This is a genomic window from Nocardia aurantia (assembly GCF_009604425.1).
Lineage (GTDB): Bacteria > Actinomycetota > Actinomycetes > Mycobacteriales > Mycobacteriaceae > Nocardia > Nocardia aurantia.
This window is the reverse complement of sequence record NZ_WEGI01000008.1, coordinates 257729-281170: the sequence shown is the minus strand read 5'-3', so window position 1 is coordinate 281170 and position 23442 is coordinate 257729. Positions and strand designations below refer to the sequence as shown.

General features: G+C 68.7%; 15 protein-coding genes. 5 read left to right on the top strand and 10 right to left on the bottom strand.

Annotation, left to right across the window (positions count from 1 at the left end; translation table 11 throughout):
• Nucleotides 1-604: 604 nt before the first annotated feature.
• From NRB56_RS19410 to narI, 4 genes are all read left to right on the top strand, one after another.
• Nucleotides 605-4360 (top strand): nitrate reductase subunit alpha, encoded by a 3756-nt coding sequence (locus tag NRB56_RS19410; RefSeq protein WP_406603503.1) that lies wholly within the window; start codon nt 605-607, stop codon nt 4358-4360.
• Between the two features lie 10 nt (nt 4361-4370).
• Entirely contained in the window at nt 4371-6185 is a 1815-nt protein-coding gene (gene narH, locus NRB56_RS19405) for a nitrate reductase subunit beta (protein WP_227838051.1), read from the top strand.
• A gap of 385 nt (nt 6186-6570) precedes the next feature.
• Entirely contained in the window at nt 6571-7251 is a 681-nt protein-coding gene (gene narJ / locus NRB56_RS19400; protein ID WP_153344162.1) for a nitrate reductase molybdenum cofactor assembly chaperone, read from the top strand.
• The gene (narI, locus tag NRB56_RS19395; protein ID WP_153344160.1) at nt 7248-7985 is read left to right on the top strand and encodes a respiratory nitrate reductase subunit gamma; all 738 of its coding nucleotides are present in this window, start codon (nt 7248-7250) and stop codon (nt 7983-7985) included. Before narJ ends, narI begins: the two co-directional genes overlap by 4 nt.
• A gap of 312 nt (nt 7986-8297) precedes the next feature.
• Here the strand turns inward: narI and NRB56_RS19390 are convergent, their stop codons facing one another.
• The 3 genes from NRB56_RS19390 to NRB56_RS19380 form a co-directional block, all read right to left on the bottom strand.
• Nucleotides 8298-10034, bottom strand: coding sequence for an N-acyl-D-amino-acid deacylase family protein (locus tag NRB56_RS19390; RefSeq protein WP_153344159.1), 1737 nt, complete (start codon nt 10032-10034; stop codon nt 8298-8300).
• 44 nt (nt 10035-10078) lie between these two features.
• Nucleotides 10079-11728: a class I adenylate-forming enzyme family protein gene (locus NRB56_RS19385; protein WP_153344157.1), complete on the bottom strand. Its 1650-nt coding sequence runs from the start codon at nt 11726-11728 to the stop codon at nt 10079-10081.
• A 155-nt stretch (nt 11729-11883) separates the two neighbouring features.
• A complete protein-coding gene (locus tag NRB56_RS19380) occupies nt 11884-12219 on the bottom strand; it encodes a TfoX/Sxy family protein (RefSeq protein WP_153344154.1) in 336 nt (111 codons plus the stop codon).
• Between the two features lie 134 nt (nt 12220-12353).
• Between NRB56_RS19380 and NRB56_RS19375 the strand changes: the two genes are divergently transcribed.
• On the top strand, nt 12354-14057 hold the full coding sequence (locus NRB56_RS19375) for a metallophosphoesterase (protein ID WP_153344152.1): 1704 nt from the start codon (nt 12354-12356) through the stop codon (nt 14055-14057).
• 69 nt (nt 14058-14126) lie between these two features.
• Here NRB56_RS19375 and NRB56_RS19370 read toward each other — a convergent pair whose 3' ends face one another.
• The 7 genes from NRB56_RS19370 to NRB56_RS19340 all read right to left on the bottom strand — a co-directional run bounded on the left by NRB56_RS19370 (nt 14127) and on the right by NRB56_RS19340 (nt 23360).
• Nucleotides 14127-15071: an alpha/beta hydrolase gene (locus NRB56_RS19370; protein WP_227838013.1), complete on the bottom strand. Its 945-nt coding sequence runs from the start codon at nt 15069-15071 to the stop codon at nt 14127-14129.
• Between the two features lie 91 nt (nt 15072-15162).
• Nucleotides 15163-15876: a DUF6875 domain-containing protein gene (locus NRB56_RS19365; RefSeq protein WP_227838011.1), complete on the bottom strand. Its 714-nt coding sequence runs from the start codon at nt 15874-15876 to the stop codon at nt 15163-15165.
• Between the two features lie 5 nt (nt 15877-15881).
• Nucleotides 15882-20003, bottom strand: a complete 4122-nt coding sequence (locus NRB56_RS19360) for a non-ribosomal peptide synthetase (protein ID WP_227838009.1) — start codon at nt 20001-20003, stop codon at nt 15882-15884.
• A gap of 596 nt (nt 20004-20599) precedes the next feature.
• Nucleotides 20600-21049 (bottom strand): VOC family protein, encoded by a 450-nt coding sequence (locus NRB56_RS19355; RefSeq protein ID WP_153344147.1) that lies wholly within the window; start codon nt 21047-21049, stop codon nt 20600-20602.
• A gap of 63 nt (nt 21050-21112) precedes the next feature.
• Nucleotides 21113-21952, bottom strand: coding sequence for a helix-turn-helix domain-containing protein (locus tag NRB56_RS19350; RefSeq protein WP_153344145.1), 840 nt, complete (start codon nt 21950-21952; stop codon nt 21113-21115).
• A gap of 186 nt (nt 21953-22138) precedes the next feature.
• Nucleotides 22139-22612 carry an NUDIX domain-containing protein gene (locus NRB56_RS19345; protein WP_153344476.1) on the bottom strand — a complete coding sequence of 158 codons (474 nt, stop codon included), beginning with the start codon at nt 22610-22612 and terminating at the stop codon, nt 22139-22141.
• Complete coding sequence (locus NRB56_RS19340) at nt 22596-23360, bottom strand: helix-turn-helix domain-containing protein (RefSeq protein ID WP_153344143.1); 765 nt, start codon at nt 23358-23360, stop codon at nt 22596-22598. Before NRB56_RS19340 ends, NRB56_RS19345 begins: the two co-directional genes overlap by 17 nt.
• Nucleotides 23361-23442: the final 82 nt, after the last annotated feature.

Sequence of the window (23442 nt, the reverse complement as noted above, 5' to 3'; positions counted from 1 at the left end):
GCGACAGCAACCCGGGCGGAACAGCGACGCGGCGACGACGGCATCACACCGCGGCGCGGGTGCCCTCGCCGGCCGAGCTGTCGATGACGACGGACTGCGCGCGGTGACCGGCGACGGCGACAGCGGGGGCAGCGCGAGGCAGGGCAGGGGAGGCCGCGGTGCCCCACGACAGACTCGGGCGGAACGGGACGAGGCCGGTGCGAGCGGACCGGGTGGCGGCGACCCGGCAATCTGTCGGCGAACGGTTCCCGCGGGTGCGACGGCGCCTGCGATCACCGGTAGGGACATATCCGTTCGGACCGGTCGCGACCCCTCGCTGAATGTAAACATTTGTTAATCAGCCGAGAAGCGGCGGTTTCCAAAGCTTCACCGATGAGCGTCCGGCGCGCTCTCCGATCATCGGAATTGCACGGTGCGGACGGTATCGGCCCAGGTCGGCCCCTGGACGAGGGTATTACGCGGCAATCGCGCAGTGACCGGCAGGTTTCCCCGAACTCACAGCGCACATTCCCCCGATCCGGGGTGTGAGGTGAATGTTTTGCCGCGCGTGGACGGCTCCCTACAGTCGGGATCAGCAGCCTGTCTCTCGCCCGTTGGGGGTGTCGTGGTTATTTCGGATACGCGGGGTTCGGCACCCGATTCCGCTACGGATCGATCCGGCGGGAATGCCGGTGACGCGCTGTTGCGCCTGGGCCGGTACTTCCATCGGGGTGAGGTGTCGGCGGATCTGCGGACCGTGCACAAGGTGGGCGGGCGGGACGCCGACGAGTTCTATCGGCACCGCTGGTCGCACGACAAGGTGGTGCGCTCGACGCACGGGGTGAACTGCACCGGGTCGTGCTCCTGGAAGATCTACGTCAAGGACGGCGTGATCACCTGGGAGTCGCAGCAGACCGACTATCCGTCGGTCGGCGCCGACAAGCCGGAGTACGAGCCGCGCGGCTGCCCGCGCGGGGCCTCGTTCTCCTGGTACACGTATTCGCCTGCGCGCGTTCGCTATCCGTATGTGCGCGGGGTGCTGCTGGAGATGTACCGGGAGGCGAAGGCGCTGCACAAGGATCCGGTGGCCGCCTGGGAGGCGATCGTCGAGGATCCGGAGCGTGCCCGGACGTACAAGTCGGCCCGCGGCAAGGGCGGATTCGTGCGGGCGGAGTGGTGGGAGGCGGCCGAGATCGCCGCGGCCGCGCACGTGCACACGATCAAGCGGTACGGGCCGGACCGGATCGCGGGCTTCTCGCCGATCCCGGCGATGTCGATGGTGTCGCATGCCGTCGGGGCGCGGTTCATCTCGTTGCTGGGCGGCTCGATGCTGTCGTTCTACGACTGGTACGCCGACCTGCCGGTGGCCTCGCCGCAGGTGTTCGGCGATCAGACCGACGTGCCGGAGTCCGCCGACTGGTTCGACGCCGGATATCTGATCATGTGGGGCTCCAACGTCCCCGTCACCCGGACGCCCGACGCGCACTACATGACCGAGGCGCGGTACCGCGGGCAGAAGGTGGTCGTCGTCTCCCCCGACTACGCCGACAACACCAAGTTCGCCGACGAGTGGATGCCGGCCCGGCCGGGAACCGATGGGGCGCTGGCGATGTCGATGGGGCACGTGATCCTGAAGGAATTCTTCGTCGATCGCGACACCCCGAGGTTCACCGACTACGTCACCCGCTACACCGATCTGCCGTTCCTCGTCACCCTGGACGAGGCCGAGGGCGGGTGGACCGCCGACGGCGAGTATCAGGGCCGCACCTGGCGGCCCGGGAAGTTCGTGACCGCCGCCGACCTCGGCCGCACCGGCGAGGGGGACGAATTCCGCACCGTGCTGCTCGACGGTGACGGAAATCCCGTGGTGCCCAATGGATCCCTCGGTGACCGCTTCACCGGATCGGGCACCGGGCGCTGGAACCTGGATCTGGGAGACGTCTCTCCCCTGCTGACGCTGCACGGCCACACCGACGATGCTGCGGCCGTGCAGTTTCCCCGCTTCGAGGGTGATCGCGCGGGGGTCTGCACCCGCGGTGTGCCGACCACGATCGTGGCGGGCCGGCGGGTGACGACCGTCTTCGATCTGCTGCTGGCCCAGTACGGGGTGGCGCGGCCGGGGCTGCCCGGGCACTGGCCCACGGGATACGACGACGCGACCGAGCCCAACACCCCCGCCTGGCAGGAGGGCATCACCGGGGTACCGGCGAGCCAGGCGGCGCGGATCGCGCGCGAATTCGCCGACAACGCAGAGCGTTCCGGCGGCCGGTCGATGATCCTGATGGGCGCGGGCACCAACCACTGGTTCCACTCCGACCAGATCTACCGCTCCTTCTTCACCTTGACGCTGCTGACCGGCTGTCAGGGCGTCAACGGCGGCGGCTGGGCACATTACGTCGGCCAGGAGAAGTGCCGGCCGGTGACCGGTTGGGCGACACTGGCTTTCGGGCTGGACTGGCAGCGGCCACCGCGCCAGATGCAGGGCACGGTGTTCTGGTACCTGGCCAACGATCAGTGGCGCTACGACCCGTTCACCGCCGATTCCTTCGCCTCGCCGCTGGGTTCGGGCCGGTTCACCGGCCGCACCGCCGCCGACAACATCGCGCTCGCCTCCCGGCTGGGCTGGATGCCGAGTTATCCCACCTTCGACCGCAATCCGCTCGATCTGGTGGACGAGGCCGAGGCGGCCGGCCGGTCACCGGAGGACCATGTCGTGGACGGCCTGAAGTCGGGTGAGCTGCGGTTCGCCTGCGAGGATCCCGATGCGCCGGAGAACTTTCCGCGTTGCCTGACCGTGTGGCGGGCGAATCTGCTCGGTTCCTCCGGCAAGGGCAACGAGTACTTCCATCGGCATCTGCTGGGCTCGGACTCCAACCTGCAGACCACCGATGCCGCGGGAGTCCGGCCGCAGGAACTGGTGTGGCGGGAGCAGGCCGCCACCGGCAAGCTGGATCTGCTGCTGTCGCTGGACTTCCGGATGACCTCGACCACGCTGTTCTCCGATATCGTGCTCCCGGCGGCCACCTGGTACGAGAAGCACGACCTGTCCTCCACCGACATGCATCCGTTCGTGCACGCCTTCTCCCCCGCCATCTCGCCGCCGTGGGAGGCCAAGACCGACTTCGAGGCGTTCCACCGGATCGCGCGCGGATTCTCCTGGCTCGCCGAGAAACACCTCGGGGTGCGCAAGGATCTGGTCGCGGTGCCGCTGCAGCACGACACCCCGGACGCGCTCGCCCAGGCCGGTGGCCGGGTCCGGGACTGGAAAGCCGGTGAGTGCGAACCGATCCCGGGCATCACCATGCCGAAACTGGTGGTGGTGGAACGGGACTACCCGCGGGTGGCCGAGCGGATGGCCGCGCTGGGGCCGCTGGTGGAGACCCTCGGGCTCACCACCAAGGGGGTGACCACCCGGCCCGACGCCGAGGTCGAATACCTGAAGGGGGTCAACGGCACCGTGATCTCCGGTGTCGCGCAGGGCCGTCCGTCACTGGCCAAGGATGTGCACGCGGCGGAGATGATCCTCGCGCTGTCCGGCACCACCAACGGCCGGCTGGCCGTCGAGGGCTTCCACGCGCTGGAGCGGCGCACCGGCACCGAACTCGCGGATCTGGCCGAGGAGCACGGCGGTAAGCGAATCACATTCGCCGACACCCAGGCCCGGCCGGTGCCGGTGATCACGTCACCGGAATGGTCCGGCTCGGAGACGGGCGGGCGGCGGTATTCGCCGTTCACCATCAACACCGAACGCCTGAAACCGTGGCACACGCTCACCGGCCGCCAGCACTTCTATCTCGACCACGACTGGATGATCGAACTCGGTGAACAGCTGCCGATCTTCCGGCCCCCGCTGGACATGACGGCGTTGTTCCGGGAACCGGGTGTCGGCGCGATCGGCGAGGACGGGATCACCGTCCGCTACCTGACGCCGCATTCGAAGTGGTCGATCCACTCCGCGTACCAGGACAACCTGCACATGCTCACGCTGTCGCGCGGCGGCCAGGCGATCTGGATGTCCGAACGCGACGCCGCGAAGATCGGTGTGGCGGACAACGATTGGATCGAGGCGCGCAACCGCAACGGCATCGTGGTGGCGCGGGCGATCGTCAGCCACCGGATGCCCGAGGGCACGGTGTTCATGTACCACGCGCAGGACCGGGCGGTCGACGTGCCACGGATCGAGGACAAGCCCGCGGCCGGCGCCGCCCGCGGCAAACGCGGCGGCATCCACAACGCGCTGACCCGCATCATGATCAAGCCGACCCATCTGGTCGGCGGCTACGCGCAGCAGTCCTTCGCGCTGAACTATCACGGTCCCACCGGTAATCAGCGTGACGAGGTCACCACGATCCGCCGCCGCAGCCAGGAAGTGGAGTACTGACATGCGCGTAATGGCACAACTGTCCATGGTGATGAACCTGGACAAGTGCATCGGCTGCCACACCTGCAGCGTCACCTGCAAGCAGGCGTGGACCAACCGCGGCGGCACCGAGTACGTCTGGTTCAACAACGTGGAAACCCGTCCGGGACAGGGATATCCACGGCAGTATCAGGACCAGGAGCGGTGGAAGGGCGGCTGGACCCTGGACCGCCGGGGCCGGCTCACCCTGAAGTCCGGTTCCCGGCTGAAGCGGCTGCTGAACATCTTCGCCAATCCGGATCTGCCCACGGTGTCGGACTACTACGACCCGTGGAGCTACGACTACGACAATCTGCTCAACGCCCCGGCGATGGACACCACCCCGGTCGCGCGGCCGAAATCGCTGATCACCGGCCAGGATACGAAGGTCACCTGGGGCGCCAACTGGGACGACGACCTGGGTTCCGGGCCCGAGCAGGTCGGCCGGGATCCGTTGCTGTCCAAGCTGTCCGAGCAGGTGAAGCTCGAATTCGAGCAGACCTTCATGTTCTATCTGCCCCGGATCTGCGAGCACTGCCTGAACCCGGCGTGCGCGGCCGCGTGCCCGTCCGGCGCGATCTACAAGCGCGCCGAGGACGGCATCGTGCTGGTTGACCAGGACCGCTGCCGCGGCTGGCGGCAGTGCGTCACCGGATGTCCGTACAAGAAGGTGTATTTCAACCACAAGACCGGCAAGGCGGAGAAGTGCACCTTCTGCTATCCCCGGGTGGAGGTCGGCATGCCGACCGTGTGCTCGGAGACCTGCGTCGGGCGGCTGCGCTACATCGGGGTCATGCTCTACGACGCCGACGCTGTGCTCGAGGCCGCCTCGGTGACCGATCCGAAGGACCTGTACCCGTCGCAGCTCGGCGTCTTCCTGAACCCACACGATCCGCGGGTGGTCGCGGCGGCCGAGGCGGCCGGGATCTCCCCGGAATGGATTGCCGTGGCACAGGATTCGCCGGTGTACAAACTGATCGTCGACTACCAGATCGCGCTGCCGCTGCATCCGGAATACCGGACCATGCCGATGGTCTGGTACGTGCCGCCGCTGTCGCCGGTGGTGGATGTGCTGTCGCAGACCGGGCACGACGGCGAACGGGCCGGAAACCTGTTCGGCGCCATCGACGCCCTGCGCATCCCGGTCGAGTACCTGGCGGAACTGTTCACCGCCGGTGACGTCGGGCCGGTCCGCGCCGCGCTGCAACGACTGGCGGCGATGCGGTCGTTCATGCGCTCGATCAACCTGGGCCAGGAGCCCGATCTGTCGATCCCGGACGCGGTACGACTGGCGCCGGAGGAGATCGAGGCGATGTACCGCCTGCTCGCGATCGCCAAGTACGAGCATCGCTACGTCATCCCCAGCGGTGCGACATCCCGCGCGCACGAACTGGATTCGCTGGCCACCGGATGCAGTCTGGACAACGACGGCGGACCCGGCATGACGGCGTTCGACGTGATGGCGGAGAAGTTCCACCTCACCGACACCAACGGCGCCGCACCGGACCAGAAGTCGCAGCGGATCAACCTGCTCGACTGGGACGGGTCGCGGACCGAGGGACTGCTGCCGACCCGAAACGGGCACGGGGGCAACGGCAGTGCCGCTGATGCCGATCGCAGCGGCGGCAGCGGCACGGCCGATGCCAACGGCAACGGCAACGGCAACGGCAACGGCAACGGCGACGGCAACGGCAACGGCAACGGGGCACACCACCACGACGGCGATGCGGTGGGCCTACCCGCCGGAAACGGCACCGACCGGACCACCGGCGAGACCGCACCGGAGCCGACCGGAGCAGCGCGATGAGCACCACCGATCGGCCGTGGCCGCGCCCCACAGTGTTCCGATCCCCATCGGAGCACCGCCTCGGCAGATCCGCTGCCGCGGGGCCGAACCGAGACGTAGGCATAGGCATAGGCATAGGCATAGGCCAGGGCATGAGCGTAGGCGCAGCCGCCAGCACAGGAACAGGCACGAGCATGGGCACGAGCATGGGCATGGGCACAGCCACCAGCACGGGCACCGGTACCAGCACAGCCACCCGCATGAGCACAGGCACAGCCACTACGCCGGCCGCAGACCGTAGCGCGGCATCGGCTCCGCTGGCACTGTGCCGCAGTGAAATTCGGCCCGCGCCGTTGCACACCGGCGTATTTCCGCACCGACACGCGACGCGAAGGGAGCCGCTGACATGGCACTGCTGAATCTGCGGCGGCGGCCCACCCCGGCAGTCCCCATGCCGGAACGCGATCGGCAGCTGGTGTGGCGGCTCTCGGCTCTGCTCCTGGACTATCCCGCCGCCGAGTTGCTCGCCATGCTCGACCAATTGTCTTCTGCCGCGGAAGAACTCCCGGAGTCGGTGCGCGGGCATCTGCTCGGTGTCATCACCCATCTGCGCGAGACCGATCCGATCACGCTGGCGCAGCAGTACGTCGAGACCTTCGACCTGCGCCGCCGGGCCAGCCTGCATCTCACCTTCTACGCCTACGGCGACACGCGCAAGCGCGGCATGGCACTACTGCGGTTCAAGCACGCCTACCGGCACGCCGGCGCCGAACTCGACGACAGCGAGCTGCCCGATCACCTGCCGGTGCTGCTGGAATTCGCGGCGACCGTGGACCCCGTCGGCGGTGAACGGCTGCTCGGTGAGCACCTCCCGGTCGTGGAACTGTTGCGACTGTCGTTGTCCGACAGCGGTTCCCCGTACGCCGCGATCCTGGCCGCGGTGGTGGCGACGTTGCCGCCGCTGACCACGGCGGACCGCCGGCGGATCGCCGAACTGGCCGCCGCCGGGCCCCCCGAGGAGGAGGTCGGCCTGGAGCCGTTCGCCATGGACCCCTCGATGTTCCCCGCTGGAGAGAGCCGTCGATGACCTCGATCGTCTGGCTGACGTTGCCCTACGTCGCCTTCACCTCGTTCGTGCTGGGCCATCTGTGGCGTTACCGCACCGATCAATTCGGCTGGACCACCCGGTCGTCGCAGATCTACGAGTCGCGGCTGCTGCGGCTGGGCAGTCCGCTGTTTCACTTCGGGATGCTCGGGGTGATCGGCGGACATGTTCTGGGCGTGCTGATTCCGCAGTCGTGGACCGATGCGGCCGGTGTCTCCGAGCACCTCTATCACGTGGTGGCGGTCTCGGCCGGATCGGTCGCGGGGGTGGCGGTGATCGTGGGAATCGGAATCCTGTTGTACCGCCGGATCACCGTGCCCGCCGTGCGGGTGGCGACCACCACCAACGACAAGGTGATGTACGTGCTGCTGGCGGGCGCGCTGATCACCGGACTGCTGAACACGGTCGGCAGCAACCTGCTCTGGGGCACCTACAACTACCGCGAGACGGTGTCGCCGTGGTTCCGCGGCCTGTTCACGCCACACCCACAACCCGACCTGATGGTGGGGACGCCGTGGACGTTCCAGGCGCACGGCCTGATCGTGCTGGCGCTCATCGGTTTCTGGCCCTACACCCGCCTGGTGCACATGTTCAGCGCACCGGTCGGCTACCTGGTCCGGCCCTATGTCGTCTACCGCAGCAAGGAGATCGACGCGCCCGATCAGCGCCGCTACGCCCGCGCCTGGCGAGCCCCGGTCACCCCGCCGACGCGCTGACCCGACTCCCGGCCGGCATCACGCCCCCGACTCCGGCCGGGCGCGCGGCCCGCAGGGCGCCCCACCCTGCGGGCCGCGAACGTCCTCAGCCGCAATAGTGCGGCGTGAGCTCCCGGAGTCCCGGCGACACCACCAGTACCCCGGCAACTCGGACCACCCCCATCCCAGGCTGTCGGCGTCGCGGCCAACTCGGGCTGTCGCCCTCCCCCGCCGACAACTACGACCGCTGTGGTCCCGGCATCACCAAGACGTCACGGCTCGGTCGCTCCCGGCATCCCCGAAGCGTCACGGCGGTCGCTCCCAATCGGCGGCTTAGTCGGTCCGCAGGAACTGCCCAGTGCGCCGGGACCCGAGCTCTGCCGAAGCCTCGCCGTTGCCGAAAACGTGTGTCCCGCCGACGAATACCGCGTTCACGGTGTCATCGTTGCGGTTGACCATGCGGGACAGTCCGCCGTAGCACGGCACCGCGCTCTCCGCGTACGCGTCGAGGCTGTCGTCCAGTTTCGCCGGATCGATCACGACCAGATCGGCCGGGTCGCCGGCGCGCAGGTGGCCGGCGTCGAGGCCGTACCAGTCGGCGAGTTCGCCGGTGAGCCGGTGCACGGCGTGCTCGACCGTCATGAACGGCCGTCCCGCCTGCTCCGCGCGGTACACCCGGCGCAGCAGCCGCAGCCCGAAGTTGTAGAAGGCCATGTTGCGCAGGTGCGCGCCGGCGTCCGAGAAACCCAGTTGCATACCGGGATCGGCGGCGAAGCGGTTCAGCACCTCCTCGCGGTGGTTGGAGATGGTGGTGCGCCAGCGCACCTTCGCGCCGTGCTCGACCACGAGGTCCAGGAACGCGTCCACCGGATGCGCCCCGCGGTCGGCGCCGACCTGCCCGAAGGTGCGACCGATCACCGATTCGTCCGGGCAGTCGACGATCTCGGCGTCGAAGAAGTCCCGGTGCCACACCCGGGTGCCGAACTTCCGCTCGTAATCCTTGCGGAACCGCCGCCGGTACGCCTCGTCCTGCAGCAGTTGCCGCCGTTCCTCGACCTGGTTCGACAGGTGCAGAGCCGCCGCGCCGGAGCCGAATTCCTCGAAGATCACGAAGTCGATGCCGTCCGCGTACACCTCGAACGGCACCGGGAGTTGCTGCCAGCGCAGGTTGCCGCCGAATCGGTTCAGCAGCCGGGCGGTGATCGGGAAGACCTTCGCGATCCGCGGATCCGCCTTGAGGTCGGCGGCCGACAGCAGGGACACCTTCAGCGGATTGCGCCACAGGCCCAGGGTGCTCATCGCCATCGACACCACGCTCTGCGGGTGGGTGACGTCCGGGCCGCCCTGCAGCGCGCGATCTCGTTGCCGCAGAATCGCGTTGAGCCGGTGGCGTTCCCGGGTGGTGGCGTAGGTGGAGGGCAGGGTCCGGGAGCGGCACAGTTCGCCGTCGATCTTGTCGAACAACAGCTGCTGCGAGGACATTCCGACGAAACCGGCGTCCAGCGCCTCGATCAGGTTGCGCTGCATGGCCTCCAGCTCGCCGGCGGTGGGCTTCACCTCCTTGCGGGTGGCGCGGTCCAGTCCCATCGCCGCCGTGCGGATGTCCGAATGCCCCAGGAACGCGGCCACATTGGGCCCGAGTGGCAGTCGTTCCAGCGCCGCGGCGTACTCGCCGGCACTGTTCCAGGTCTTCAGGTCGCCGATCGCGTCGATGACGAACTGCCGCGGAATCGCTTCCACGCGCCCGAACAGGTCGCCGGCGCCCTCGGCGTCCACGTGCACGGTGGACAGCGAGCAGGAGCCGAGCAGGATGGTGGTCACCCCGTGCCGGACCGACTCGGTCAGCGCCGGTTCCAGCAGGACCTCGACGTCGTAGTGGGTGTGGATGTCCAGGATGCCGGGGATCACCCACTTGCCGGCGGCGTCGACGACTGTGCCGCAACCGCTTTCGTCGAGCGGCGCCGCGGAGATCTCCGCGACCCGGCCGTCCCGGACCCCGAGGTGACGGACCGCCGAGGCGGCGCCGGTTCCGTCGAACCACCGGCCGTTCTTGATGATGCTGTCGAACATTTCTCGCAACCCTTCGATCGCCCCGACCCGAGGCGGGTCTGTCGTCAGATCGTTATCCCACGGCGGAGCACCTTGCCGGTCGCATTGCGCGGCAACGGTTCCGCGGTGATCAGCCAGCGAACCGGCACCTTGAAATACGCGAGCCGGGACGCGGCGAATTCGCGCAGGCTCGCCTCCTCGACGGCGGCCGGATCCTCGACCACCGCGACGGCCGCGACGATCTGGCCCAGATCCTCGTCGGGCAACCCGATCACGGCCGACTCGACGACCGCCGGATGTTCGTCGAGCACGCTCTCGATCTCGGCCGGGTACACGTTCTCGCCGCCGCGCAGGATCAGATCGCTGCGGCGGCCGGACATGAACAGGCAGCCGTCCCGGAGATAGCCGAAATCGCCACTGCGGAGCCAGCGTTCGCCGTCGATCGCCGCGGCGGTGGCGGCCTCGTCCTGCCAGTAGCCGAGCATCACGTAGGGACTGCGGATGCAGATCTCGCCGTCCTGCCCGTCCGGCGCCGGGCGGCCGTCGGCGTCGCGCACCTCGACCTCGACGCCGAACACCGCCCGCCCCACCGTGTCCGGATACGCCGCCAGATCGGCGGTGGTGGCCACGGTGGCGGCCGAACCCGCCTCGGTCAGGCCGTAACTCACCGCCAGCGCGACCTCCGCGACCGGCAGCCGCTCGCGCAGCCGCCGATGGAACGCCGCCGAGGACGGCGCCGTGTTCAGCGAGAAACCGGCCAGCGAGGACAGGTCGTATCCGGACAGGTCCTGCTGCAGCAGCCGATGCGCCATCGTCGGCACCGCCCCCCAATGGGTGACCCGCTCGCGCTCCACCAGGCGCAGCACCCGGTCGACATCGAAACCGCCGGAATGGATCACGACCGCCGCTCCGGTGGCCAGCCGCGGCAGGGCCAGGTTGTGCAGGCTCGCGATGTGGAACAGCGGTGAGGTGAGCAGATAGCGCTTGTCGCTGGGTTCGGCGAAGGGCTGCCCGGCGAAGCCCGCCATGACGGCGTCCATGAAGCGGTGATAGTCCACGATCGCCAACAGGTTTCGCTGGGTGGCGACCACGCCCTTGGGCCGGCCGGTGGTGCCGCTGGTGTAGAGGATCACCGCCGGATCGTCCTCGCTGACCGGGGTCCGCGGCCGCGGGCCCGGATGCTCGGCGATCAGGCGCGGCAGATCCTCCGCCATGGTGAGTACCGGTACCGCGGCGCCGGCCTCGGCCAGGGCGGCGGCCCGTTTCGCGTCGGCGACAACCACTTTCGGGGTGGTGTGGGCCAGCCCGTAGGCGATCTCGGGCAGCGCCCACCAGGCGTTGTAGCCGACCGCGATCGCGCCGAGCGCCTGGGCGGCGCCGAAGGCCACGAGCCATTCCGGGGTGTTGGCCGCGAGAATGCCCACGCGGTCGCCCTTTCCGACCCCGTAGCGCTGCGCCAGAGCCCGCGCCAGCCCGGCGACGGCGGACTCGTACTCGGCGAACGACATCCGGCTGCCGGCGGTCACCAGGTAGTCCCGGTCACCCCATTCGACGGCCTGGTCGAGCAGTTCCTGCAGCGAGCGGCGGCGGCGCGCCAGGACCGCCGTGGGCACCCCCAGGACGTCCTCCACGACCGTCTCGAAGGGGGCGCCGGGCTCGGACAGCCGAGCCCGGATCTGCGCCACGAACTCTCGCGGATCGACGGCATTCGTCATGCCTGCCCCTCACTGTGTCGAAGGTCGCCGGTGTCCGCACGATCATCGCGCCCGCGGCCCGGCCCGCGGGGCGGGAATCCCGCAGAGTGAACGCGGCCCCGAAACGCCGGACGTGATCCAGCACACAGGCTACACTCGCCGGCCGGCGAGCCGCCTCACTTGGGCGGAAGGGTGCGCACGAAACGCAGGCTGCGCTGCACCCACTGTTCCAGCACCTCGTCGGTGGCGATCAGTTCGGTGGCCACGTGCAGCCATCCGGACCGCTCCCGGCCGCCCATCACCATGGGCACCACCAACTCGCCGTCGATGAGGCGGTCGGACTCCCGCGGATCGACCCGGGACAGCAGGCCGCCGCGCCCGCTGGCGGCCACCGCCATATGACCGCCGATCAGAAAGGCCAGCCCGCCGAACATCTTCTTCTGGACCACATCCGGCAGTGCGGGACCCAGCAGATCCCGGATCCGTTCGGCCAGCTCCTCGTCGTATGCCATGCCCGTATTGTGGTCCGGGGCACCGACATATTCGCTGCGTGCGACCCGTGCGGCCGCCGTCGTTCCGACTATTCACCCAATGTTCGCGATTTCCGATTTGCCTCGCGGTTTCCGGTCGACCAGCATCCAGACACATGCCGTCAGATCGCTTGACCCCCGCCGGTGAAATCCCCGACACCGGAATCCCCGCTCCCCTCGCCGCCCACATGACCATGGCCGAACAGCACGAGTGGCACCGGGCGTATCTGCGCCGCCGGTCGGTGTCGCGCCGCAACTTCCTGCGCGGCTCCACGGCCGCCGCGGCGGTCGCGGCCCTCGGCATCACCCCGTTCGGCAAGCGCGCCTACGCCGACGACGCACAGCTGCTCGTCGGCGGCCGGCATGTCGGCTACGGCGCCGACTCGACCAGTCAGCTGCGGTTCGCCGGTCAGCTGTCGCGGAATCCGGGCGGTACCAAGGTATTTCTCGAGCACGGTCCCACCCCGGCGCTCGGCGGCTCGGTCGAGGCCGAGGTGCGCAACCTGGTGACCCAGATCCCCACCAGCGACGGGGGCGTGCTCGGGGCCGAGCAGTTCTACGTCCACGCGCCGGTGGACGGGCTCGGCGGCCGGGTGCCGCACTTCTACCGGTGGCGGACCGCCGACGGATTCGTGAGCGACATCCGTTCGGCCGCACCGGCGATGGCGTCCGCGCGGGACGCGGTGCTGCCCTTCCGGTTCACCATGCTCGGCGACCAGGGCACCGACGACACCCCGGCGCAGCCCGGCGGTCTCGCGCCCGGCGACTACGACGACGTCTACTACAAGGACGACAACGATCCGGCGGTGCCGCACACCGCCAACGTGCTGCGCCAGATCGCCGCCAGCAAGGGCGATTTCCACATCCTGGCCGGCGACATCGCCTACGCCGATCCGTCGGGTGCGGGCAAGAAGCCCCAATTCGTGCCGCACGGCGCCACTCCCGCCGACGGCTTCGACAAGTACAACCCCTTCGTGTGGGACGTGTACCTGAACTCGATCGAGCTGAGCAGCTCGGTGACGCCGTGGATGTTCGCGACCGGCAACCACGACATGGAGGCCGCCTACGGCGACCACGGTTACGGCGGACACGCCGCGCGCCTGGATCTTCCGAACACCGGCCCGGCGGGCTGCCCCTCGGTGTACACGTTCACCTACGGCAACGTGGCGGTGCTGTCGCTGGACGCCAACGACGTCTCCTACGAGATCAAGACCAACACCGGCTACTCCGGCGGCGCCCAGACCGGTTGGGTGGAGCGGACTCTCGCCGCGCACCGGGCGAACCCGAACATCGACTTCATCGTCTGCTTCTTCCACCACTGCGCCTACTCCACCACCGACTCGCACGCCAGCGACGGCGGCGTGCGCGACGCCTGGACCGGGCTGTTCGACAAGTACCAGGTGGATCTGGTCCTGCAGGGCCACAACCACATCTACGAGCGGACCGATCCGATCCGCGGCGGGCAGCCGACCCGGGCCGCGGGCGACAACTCGATCGTGTACGGCGCCACCGACGGCACCGTGTACTACACCGTCGGCGCCGGCGGCCGTCCGCGCTACGGCTTCCAGCCCGGCTCGCAGGAGACCTACCGCGGGCACGAGGTCGCCGACACCAGCGTCCCGAACAGCTATGTGTGGGGCGCGGACGGCAAGAAGCAGGACGAGGCCATCGGGTGGTCGCGGGTGCGGTTCCGCAACTACTCGTTCATCCGCGTGGACGTGCGCCCCGGCTTCTTCTCCAGCGAGATGGACGTCGTCGCGGTCGACGAGTACGGCCGGGAATTCGACAAGGTCACCTACCGCCGCCAGGTCCACGCCTGACGGATACGACGAGGCCGGTCCGCGATCGTCGCGGACCGGCCTTGCCGGACAAGCGTTTCCGGTTGCGGTTCAGACTCCGAGGGCGCGGGCGAAGACACTCCAGGAGTTGTGCAGATCGTCCTGCCAGTACGGCCACGCGTGAGTTCCGTTGCGGTGCACCACTGTTGCCGGGATGCCCAGTTGCTGAAGCCGGCCGAGCAGACTGCTGTTGCAGTTGTCGACGAAGGTCTCCATCCCGCCGCCCACCGCGATCCGGTCGGCCAGCGCGCCGATGTTGCCGTGCAGCGACGGATCCTCCAGCCGTTCGTGCGCACCGAGCGTGCCGTTCCCGGTGGAGATGTAGAGGGCGGTGCCGCGCAATCGTTCCGCGTTCACCACCGGATCGTGGGCGACCCAGGTCTGGTCGGTCCAGCCGCCCCACATGTTGTCCGCGTTGGCGCCGTAAGGACTCAGCTGCGCGTGGACATAGACGCGGGCGACCGGATCGCTGACCCGGGGACAACCGCTGTAGGAGCCGACCGCCTGGTACAGGCCGGGCGACTCGATCGCCAGATCCAGTGCCGAGGTCGCCGACATCGACACTCCCGCAACGGCATTGCGTCCGGTCATCTGGAACTGCTCGTTCAGCAGCGGCGGCAGTTCCCGACCGAGGAAGGTGGCCCACTTGTTGCGGCCGAGCACCGGATCGTCGGCCACCCAGTCGGTGTAGTAACTGGCCCGGCCGCCCATCGGCACGATGACGTTGACCGGCTTGTCGGCGAAGAACTCGGCCACGTCGGTGCGGTTCATCCACGGCCCGCCGTCCTCACCGCCGTCGACCGCGTTGAGCAGATACAACGCCGGCGCCGGGCCGTCCGGATGCGACATCCACAGCGAGATGTCGCGATTCATCGCCGCCGAGTGCACGACCACATCGAACTGACGGCCGCCGAGCGGCCGGACGGAGACGACAGCCGACCCGTTCGGGTCGGCGACCGGGGCGTCGGGCTCGGCCTGCGCAGCTGCGGGCAACATACAAGCAAATGCCGCGGACGCTGCGACCACATAGCGTAGTAGCGGTTGCATGCCGGAAGTATTTCACCGGCAAGACGGAATTTTCGGGCACTCAGCGGGCGTGTTCCGCCGCGCGATGAACGCGCAGCGCGGTGATGTCCTCGGCCGCCGGACCGTCGACCCGCATCCGTTCGGCTATCGCCCACCGCAGCTTCTTCGGCAGATCCGGGGCCAGCGCCGTGAAATACGCGTACAGCCAGTCCGCCCGGCCTGCCAGGAACGGGAAATCGGTGCTCATCATCGTGCGCAGCACCAGCATCGGCACCGGCGCGTCCAGCGGGTGGAATTCGCGATTCCACAGGCCCGGCACATCGCAGCCCGGATAGAACTGGCCGAGCATCCAGCCCCGCGACACCACCTCGGACTTGCGCGCGCGGTGCACCTCATCGATCCGGTCCGTGCGGGTGAGTCCGGGGAAGATCGTGATCAACGTCAGGCTGCGGGCCTCGGCCGGGGTGCGGCCGCGCAACCCGCCATACACCTCGATGGCCTCGGCCACGGCCGCGTCGATGTCCGCCACCCCGAGCGCGTCGCCACCGGTCACCAGCCCGGCCCAGAGCACCCGCCGGGTGCTGCTGTGGCGGACGAACGGGCACACCGCGCCGTCCCGGCCGAGCTCCGGATGCGGCCGGGCCAGATGCTCGTCCACCCATCGGACCAGCCGCCCGGCCGCCGGATCCAGCCGTGCCCAGCGATGTGGATCGTCGTAGACGTTCCACCATTGAATTCCGGTGTCCGCCTTCCTCTTCGACGCCCGCATCGCCATCGCGATCACCGCGCGTCTTCGGTTTCCAGGTGCGCGGCCAGGAGCGGGCCGATGACCGCGACGACATCCGCGTTGGTGAGCTGGGCGTGGGTCGCGTCGACGGGATGTTCGATCAACCGGCCTCGCACGTGCGGCCGCCACATCCGGGAATCGAACAGTTCGGTCTGCCCGCGCGTGGCCGAGAAGTAGAGCAGATCGCCGTCGAACACACCCGGCCGATAGCCGTGCGACAACCGGACGCCGTCGACGTACCCGCGATGCAGGCGGGTCAGCTGGTCGGCGGTGAGACCCGACCCCAGCGACGCGCCGGTGGCCAGGATCTCGGCCGCCTCCTCGGCGGTGAGATCCGCGAGCGAATCGGCGTCCTCCGGTTCGTCGCCGAGCAGGTGGGTGAGCAGATCACGCATCCGCGGGACCGGTGGCGGCGGCATGTCGTCCGGGAACACGACACTGTCGAGCATCGCCAGCACCCGCACCGCGAGGCCGCGCTGCCGGAGCCGCACCGCGACGGCGTGCGCGATCTGACCGCCCAGCGACCAGCCCAGCAGGTTGTACGGTCCGTGCGGCTGCACGCGGAGGATCTCCGTCACGTAGCCCTCGGCGAGATCGTCGATGGACGCGTCACTGCGGGGCTCCCCCGACAGGGTGAGTGCCTGCAGACCGTAGACCGGGCGATCGCTGACGTAGCGCGCCAGCCCGGAGTAGCACCAGGCCAGTGGCACCGCGGAATGCACGCAGAACAGCGGTGACCGGGCACCGCCGGAGCGCAGCGTCAGCACGACGCCCAGCGCGTCGTCGGCCACCGTACCGTCGTCGGTCGCGATCCGTTCCGCCAGCGCCACCACCGTCGGCGCCGTGTAGAGCCAGCGCACCGTCACCGCCTTACCGGTGGCGGCCACCAGTTCCGCCGAGAGTTCCACGCCCATGAGCGAATCGCCGCCCAGATCGAAGAAGTCGTCGTCCAGGCCGACGCGCTCCGCGCCGGTGATCGCGGCGAACTGCTCGGCGACCAGGATCTGCAACTCGGTCTCGGGTGCGCGATAGGGCTGTAGCACCATCGCGGGTGCGGGCAGTGCCGCGCGGTCCACCTTGCCGTGCGCGGTGACCGGCAGCCGATCCAGTTGGACCAGCTGCGTCGGCACCAGTGCGGCCGGCAGCAGTTCGCGCAGCTGGTGGATGAGATCCGCGGTGTCCATGTCGGTTCCGGCCACCGCCGGGACGACGTAACCGATCAGGCGGGCGTTGCCGTGCGAGGTGTCCACCGTCACCACCGCGCGGCCGACCGTGGGCAGTCCGTTCAGCGCGGTCTCGACCTCGCCGGGTTCCACCCGGCGGCCACGCAGGGTCAACTGGTGGTCGGCGCGCCCGAGGAAGGTGAATCCGGTTGCCGCCGTGGCGAGTACGAGGTCGCCGGTGCGGTAGAGGCGTTCGCCGCCGCCGAACGGATCGGCCACGAACCGCTCGGCCGTCGTGCCCGGCCGGCCGAGGTAGCCGTGCGCGACACCCGGACCACCCACGTACAGCTCACCGCGGCCACCCGGCGGCACCTGCTGCAACCGCGAATTCAGCACCACCGCACGCACTCCCGGTAGTGCCGCGCCGATCGGGGCCGGTTCGTCGGCGACCAGCGGATCCGACTGGGTCACCATGATCGTGGTCTCGGTGGGACCGTAGCCGTTGAACATTCGCAGTGCGGGCGCCCATTTCCGGATCAGATCGGCCGGGCAGGCCTCACCGCCCACCACCACGGCCCGCAGGCCGGGCAGATCCTCCGGCGCGAGCGTCGCCAAAACCGCCGGGGTGGTCAGGAAATGGGTGATCCGCTCGGACTCGAGCAGCCGCCGCAGCTCGGTACCCGCCACCACCGCCGGCGGCACCACCACCAGCCGCGCGCCGGATGCGAAGGCGGACAACAGTTCCAGCAGATGCGCGTCGAAGGAGGGCGCGTTGGCGTGCGACACCCGGGCGGTGGCGTCGACCCGATAGCGGTCGACGATGTGATCGGTCAGCGCGCCGAGGCCGCGGTGACCCACGAGCACGCCCTTCGGCCGGCCGGTGGTGCCGGAGGTGTAGATGACATACGCCGGATGATCCGGATGCAGGGCCGAGATCCGATCGCGGTCGGTGACGGGTTCGCCGGACCGCCGCGCCACGCGCGCCGCGAGTTCCGGATCGTCCATGGCCAGCCAGGTCACCTCGGGGGGCAACATGGTCAGCGTCGCCCGGGTCGTGAGACCCAGGCGCGCACCGGAATCCGCGACCAGGGAGGCGAGGAACCGGGCCGGGTCGGCGGGGTCGACCGGGGCGAAGGCCGCGCCGGTGCGCGCCACCGCCAGCAACGCCAGCACCGACTCCGCCGAGCGCGGGACCGCCAGGGTCACCACGGTTCCCGGGCCCGCACCGTGATCGATCAGCTCCCGCGCCCAGCGCGCGGATATCTCGTCCAGCTCCCGATAGGTCCAGCTGCGGGTGCCGTCGGCGAGGGCGACGCCGGTCGAGGACATGTTGGCGCACAACAGATCCGGCAGCAGCCGCCCCTCGGCGGTGCGCGGCCGGGCGGCGGGCGGCGGCGCCGGCTCGGGATCGAGGGTGCGCACCACCTGATCCGGTTCGGCGTCCAGGAAACGGTGGAAGTAGGCCAGGAAGCCGCGGTGGTGCCAGGCGAGCGTATCCGCCGAGTACAGCGCCGGATTGGCCTGCATGTCGATGCTGGCGGCGCGGGCGTCCGGGCCCAGCTGGAATCCGTTGACCAGCAGGTCTTCTACCATGCCCAGCGACATCAACCGGGCCTGCGCGGTCATCGCGCCCAGTTGCAGTGGCTCGATCATGCCGAGCGCGTTGAGCACCGGCCCGAATCCGCCGCGCACGACCTGATAATCGCCGCGGTCGTGCATCATGTCCTCGTAGCGGTATCGCTGGTGCCGCAGCGCGCCGATCACCCGGGTCCGGACCTGCTCGACCGCGGCGGCGACGGTACCGCCGCGAATCGCCTTCAGCCGCAACGGAACCACGTTGGAGACCGAGCCGGCCGATCGGCGCAGCGCCGCCGTCGCGCGCGCCGCCACCGGCAGCGACAGCACCACGTCCTCGTTGCCGCTCATGGCGCTCAGATAGCAGGCGAAGGCGGCGACGGTCAGCTCCGGGAAGCTGGCGCCGCTGCGTTCCTGGGCTGCCTCGAGCAGCAGAGCCGTCGCCTCCGGCAGGGTCGCCTCGACCCGGTGCGGCAGCGGCATCGGCGCGGCCCGGCGGCCCGCCAGCCCGACCACCTCGCCGCCCTCGGCCAATTGCTCATGCCAGTACGCACTGTCGGCTCTGGCCCGTGGCGACTCCCGATAGGCGCGTTCGTCCTCGAGGATCTCCAGCATCGACATCGGCCGCTGCGTCGCGGTGATTCCGGTGTGCCACTTCGGCCGTTGCGTACTGGCGCGCATCCGCAGCAGCGCGTCCGCCGCCTCGTCGTCGCCGAACGAGGCCGGATCGACCGTCAGCGCGTACAACTCGGTGGTGCGTCGCAGCACCGCGACCGTCCCGACGCCGTCGAGCACGATGTGATGGCTGCGCAGGTACAGCAGATGCCGGTCCGGGCCGACCCGGAACAGGGTGGCCAGCGAGAGGCGGTCGCGCAGCAGATCCATCGGCAGCCGGTAGTCGCGCTCCATGATCTCCGTGGCGGCCGCGATCGGATCCGGCCGCCGGCTGACATCCTCGATGCGCGGCACACTGAACGCGTGCGGATCCAGGTACTGCCGCGGCTGCCCGTCGACGAGCCGAAACCGCAGATGCGGCGACTGCAACTCCCATGCCGACTGCGCGGCGCAGTGCCGCAGCAGATCCACGTCGATGCGGCCGGCCATATCGAGATACAGGGCAACCGTATTCGGCACCTCCGGATACAGCTGCTGGGCCACCCACCAGCGCAATTGCGCGACGGACAACGGATATTCGATGTCGGGCCCGATCGCCGTGGGCGCCGCCGGCGGCGGAGTTCCGAGGTGCACCGCGCGATCGGTACAGAGGGCGTTCACCCCCTTACCGCCGTTCCGCATTTCAGTGCCGAAATCCGGCCCCGTGGCGACAGCCGTTGCACCCGGTGCGCCCTGCGACCCGTCGTCAGCTCCCGTCACCATGCCTCCTCGCATGCGGAGAACACCTACACGTACGTACCTAGCAACTGAACGGCATACACGATGGAGCGGGCGGGTTTTCGGTGACGCGCCACGAAACCGGCACCGAGACCCCGCTTTCCCACCGAACGCAGAAATTCATCGGCGAGCAAGCGCCAATGATTCTATAGCTGAAACGTTGCCAAAGTCCGAATCCGCGTCGCCGATCGCCCGTCGTGGACGTCACCGTGTGCTCGGCGCAGCCGTAGCCGGCGACGCCGCCGACCTCCGGCGACACCGGCACGGCCGGGCTCCGCCGCCCGGCGTAGGCCGGAAATCGAAGTGCCCCAACCACTTCTACTTTTCGGTGATTCCCGGTCCGGAGATGCCCCTGACCGCCCCACCCGCCACCGGCACGACGCCGGCGATCCGGTCGGACATCGGCGCCCTCCCGGGCGTGCCGGGTCTCGCGGCCCACCCGATCACATGGACCGGATCGGACCGGTGCGCGCACGCCGGCCGGACGGCACCGCGCCCCGGAGCCGCCCGGGCAGCCGGCGTTCCGGATCGTGCCGCTCCGTCGACCGCATTCGGTGACGCGGCCGCCCGGATCGCGCGGTTCAGGGCTGGTCGTGCGCGTCGCGCAGACCTTGGATATCAATCTTGGACATGCCACGCAGCGCGTCGCCGACCGCCGCGGCCCGCTCCCCGCTCATCAACTCGGGCAGCGTGGTCGGGATGATCTGCCAGGACAGTCCGTAGCGGTCCACGAGCCAGCCACAGGGGCCCGGCGCGCCACCATCCGAGGTCAGCGCGTCCCACAGCCGGTCCACCTCGTCCTGGGTGTCGACGAGTACCTGCAGCGAGGCCGCCTCGGAGAGCGGGTGGTCGGGACCGCCGTTGAGCAGGCTGACCGTATGCCCGGCCAGCACCAGCGAGACGACGAAAGCGGACCCGTCCGCGTTACGGGCGATCTCGGTGATCTCCGAGCCGGGAATCAGCCCGGTGTAGAACACGGCGGCTTCCTCGGCGCCGTGATCGAACCAGAGAAACGTGGTGACGATGGTCATGCGGACACTCCTCGAGGTGGTGGGAAGCCGGTTATCCTCATCGATGGCACCGGCCACCGGGACTCATCGGCCGACGCCGCACAGCATGTTCAGGGCCGATCGGCTCGCGGGATCGGCGGCCCGATAGATGACAACGTAGTGGTCCGGATGCTGTACCGGCATCAACGCCTCGAAGTCGACGGTGAACCGCCCGACCTCGGGATGCAGGATGGTCTTCGCACCGCTGCCGTGCACCCGCACATCACGATCGGCCCACATGGCCGCGAATTCCGGACTGCCGGAGACGAATTCGTCGATCCGCTCGGCCAGTTCGACGTCGTCCGGGTGTGCGGCCCAGGTGGCCCGCAGATCGGCGATGCATTCTCGCAACCGCTCCTCGCGGTCGGCGTAACGGTCGCGAATCTCCGGATGGAACAGGAACAGCCAGATGCCGTTGCGCTGTTGCGGCGGCAGCGCCCCGTAATCGAGGATCACCCGCGCCATCTCGGGATTCCAGGCCAGGATGTCGTTGCGATGGTTGCGGACCATCGCCGGCAACGGCGACAGATCGTCGAGCAACCGCACCAACTCCGGCGGCGCGGCGACCGCCGACCGACTGTCGTGGGCGGGCCGCTGTTGAGCGAGATCGAACAGATAGGAGCGCTCGTCGGGGGCCAGCCGCAAAGCGCGCGACAGCGCCTCCAGCACCTCTGCCGAGGGCCGCAGCCCGCGCGCCTGTTCCAGCCGCACGACGTATTCGGTGCTCACCCCGGCCAGTTCGGCGACTTCCTCGCGCCGCAGCCCCGGCGTCCGCCGCGCACGCCGCCGCACGGGCAGTCCGAAATCGTCCGGATCGAGACGCTCGCGCCGCGCCCGCAGGAACGCGGCAAGCTCCCGAGCCGTGTCCACCGCACCGGTCGTCATCCCTCGATCCTACGGGGCACGAATGGCACCGGCCCTACCAGGAAATCCTCAGTTCCTTGTACAGACAGCTACTTACGGAGCGGACGGGCTGCGCCGCACGCCGAGCGACGCAGCTGCGGGACCGAGGCGGTCAACCAGACAGCGCGTTTGTACCGATCGCCGGCGAGTGGGATTCGAGCGGCTTCCTCAACCCAAATAGGGTTGACTCCGTTTCTCGGCGTAATGATTCAGCCGAAGCCGCACCGTGTCGTGGACAGGCAGCTTCGAGAGTTCATCCAACCGTAGAAACCGAACCTCCGTCGATTCCGCACTGACGGCTATACACCCACCGACCACTCGTCCATAGAAAGTTATATTGAACTCTTGCCGCACCTCGCCATCAGCATAGGCGATGACATGCGCCGGATCTGTGTATATGCCGAGCAGCCCGGTGATTTCGATGTCGAGACCGGACTCTTCTTTCGTCTCACGGACCACGCACTCCTCCAGCGTCTCACCTATCTCCATCACACCGCCGGGCAACGACCAATTGCCCGAATCGCTACGCCGCTGCATGAGAACGGCACCGTCTTCGTCCACAACGAGAGCAGAACCACCTGGAACCAAACTGTTCGCTGCCGGCGCATCTGCGTCACGATAGTAGTCACGCCGTCTGCCCATAATCGACCGCTCCCAACTCATAAGGGGTCACCGTATCCCAGATCTGTTCTACCTGATCCGCAAACGAACCGAACATTCCGTGCGGCGAAAGCTGTCGAAGATACAATGCCGGATGCTGGTACCCGCGAGCACGGAAAAGATACGGGGTCACTATCATCCGGTCATCGAATCTGAATACGGAGTTGTATAAATGAGCAGTGTGGAGACCGACTCGGCACCCAGGTGTCTCCGTGAGCCGTCCCAGAGTGCTCAGCGCATTTCGGATTCGCCCCGGCAGGGTACCACCCATCTGCTCCAGATCATCCCGTTCCATGACATGCGGACAGTCCGGATCCGCGAAGGCCAATCGAACCCGAGTACCCGAAAGACATTTCTCTGCGATGACATCATTCGCGTCGGGGAGTAGTTCGAGAACGAACGGATACGCGTATCCAACGATATCGATGCGCTCACGCGCACCCTGTAAGAGGGAGATCCACAACTCGTTCGGAATATGAGCGCGGTGGGCGTATGCACTCAGGATCTCCGCAGTCGCCGGAGCGCCGGCGGTCAAATCGGGCCGACTCTCCGGCCACAGCACCGTCTCCGACTCGCCGAGTACGGCTGCCACCGCTATCCGCGTGCGGCGATGCGGAACTCGGCCGGCCAGCCACCGATTGACCGTCTTCACATCGACGCCGACAGCCGCTGCGAGTGCAGCCGAGTCGAGTTGCGCTCGCAGCATGGCCGACTGCAGACGGTGAGTCATGTCCACATGCTAGGGGACGCGGCGTGGACGTTTCGAGGACTTCGAAATGTCCACGAAAACGTCCCTGGCGCAGTTCAGCTGT

What these genes read in the sequence shown, in the direction of transcription:
- NRB56_RS19350 (WP_153344145.1), bottom strand. Translation starts at nt 21,952, where the DNA reads ATGACGACCGGTGCGGTGGACACGGCTCGGGAGCTTGCCGCGTTCCTG.
- NRB56_RS19380 (WP_153344154.1), bottom strand. Translation starts at nt 12,219, where the DNA reads ATGGCATACGACGAGGAGCTGGCCGAACGGATCCGGGATCTGCTGGGT.
- NRB56_RS19340 (WP_153344143.1), bottom strand. Translation starts at nt 23,360, where the DNA reads ATGACTCACCGTCTGCAGTCGGCCATGCTGCGAGCGCAACTCGACTCG.
- narI (WP_153344160.1), top strand. Translation starts at nt 7,248, where the DNA reads ATGACCTCGATCGTCTGGCTGACGTTGCCCTACGTCGCCTTCACCTCG.
- NRB56_RS19360 (WP_227838009.1), bottom strand. Translation starts at nt 20,003, where the DNA reads ATGGTGACGGGAGCTGACGACGGGTCGCAGGGCGCACCGGGTGCAACG.
- narJ (WP_153344162.1), top strand. Translation starts at nt 6,571, where the DNA reads ATGGCACTGCTGAATCTGCGGCGGCGGCCCACCCCGGCAGTCCCCATG.
- narH (WP_227838051.1), top strand. Translation starts at nt 4,371, where the DNA reads ATGGCACAACTGTCCATGGTGATGAACCTGGACAAGTGCATCGGCTGC.
- NRB56_RS19370 (WP_227838013.1), bottom strand. Translation starts at nt 15,071, where the DNA reads ATGTTGCCCGCAGCTGCGCAGGCCGAGCCCGACGCCCCGGTCGCCGAC.
- NRB56_RS19355 (WP_153344147.1), bottom strand. Translation starts at nt 21,049, where the DNA reads ATGACCATCGTCACCACGTTTCTCTGGTTCGATCACGGCGCCGAGGAA.
- NRB56_RS19385 (WP_153344157.1), bottom strand. Translation starts at nt 11,728, where the DNA reads ATGACGAATGCCGTCGATCCGCGAGAGTTCGTGGCGCAGATCCGGGCT.
- NRB56_RS19375 (WP_153344152.1), top strand. Translation starts at nt 12,354, where the DNA reads ATGCCGTCAGATCGCTTGACCCCCGCCGGTGAAATCCCCGACACCGGA.
- NRB56_RS19390 (WP_153344159.1), bottom strand. Translation starts at nt 10,034, where the DNA reads ATGTTCGACAGCATCATCAAGAACGGCCGGTGGTTCGACGGAACCGGC.
- NRB56_RS19345 (WP_153344476.1), bottom strand. Translation starts at nt 22,612, where the DNA reads ATGGGCAGACGGCGTGACTACTATCGTGACGCAGATGCGCCGGCAGCG.
- NRB56_RS19365 (WP_227838011.1), bottom strand. Translation starts at nt 15,876, where the DNA reads ATGGCGATGCGGGCGTCGAAGAGGAAGGCGGACACCGGAATTCAATGG.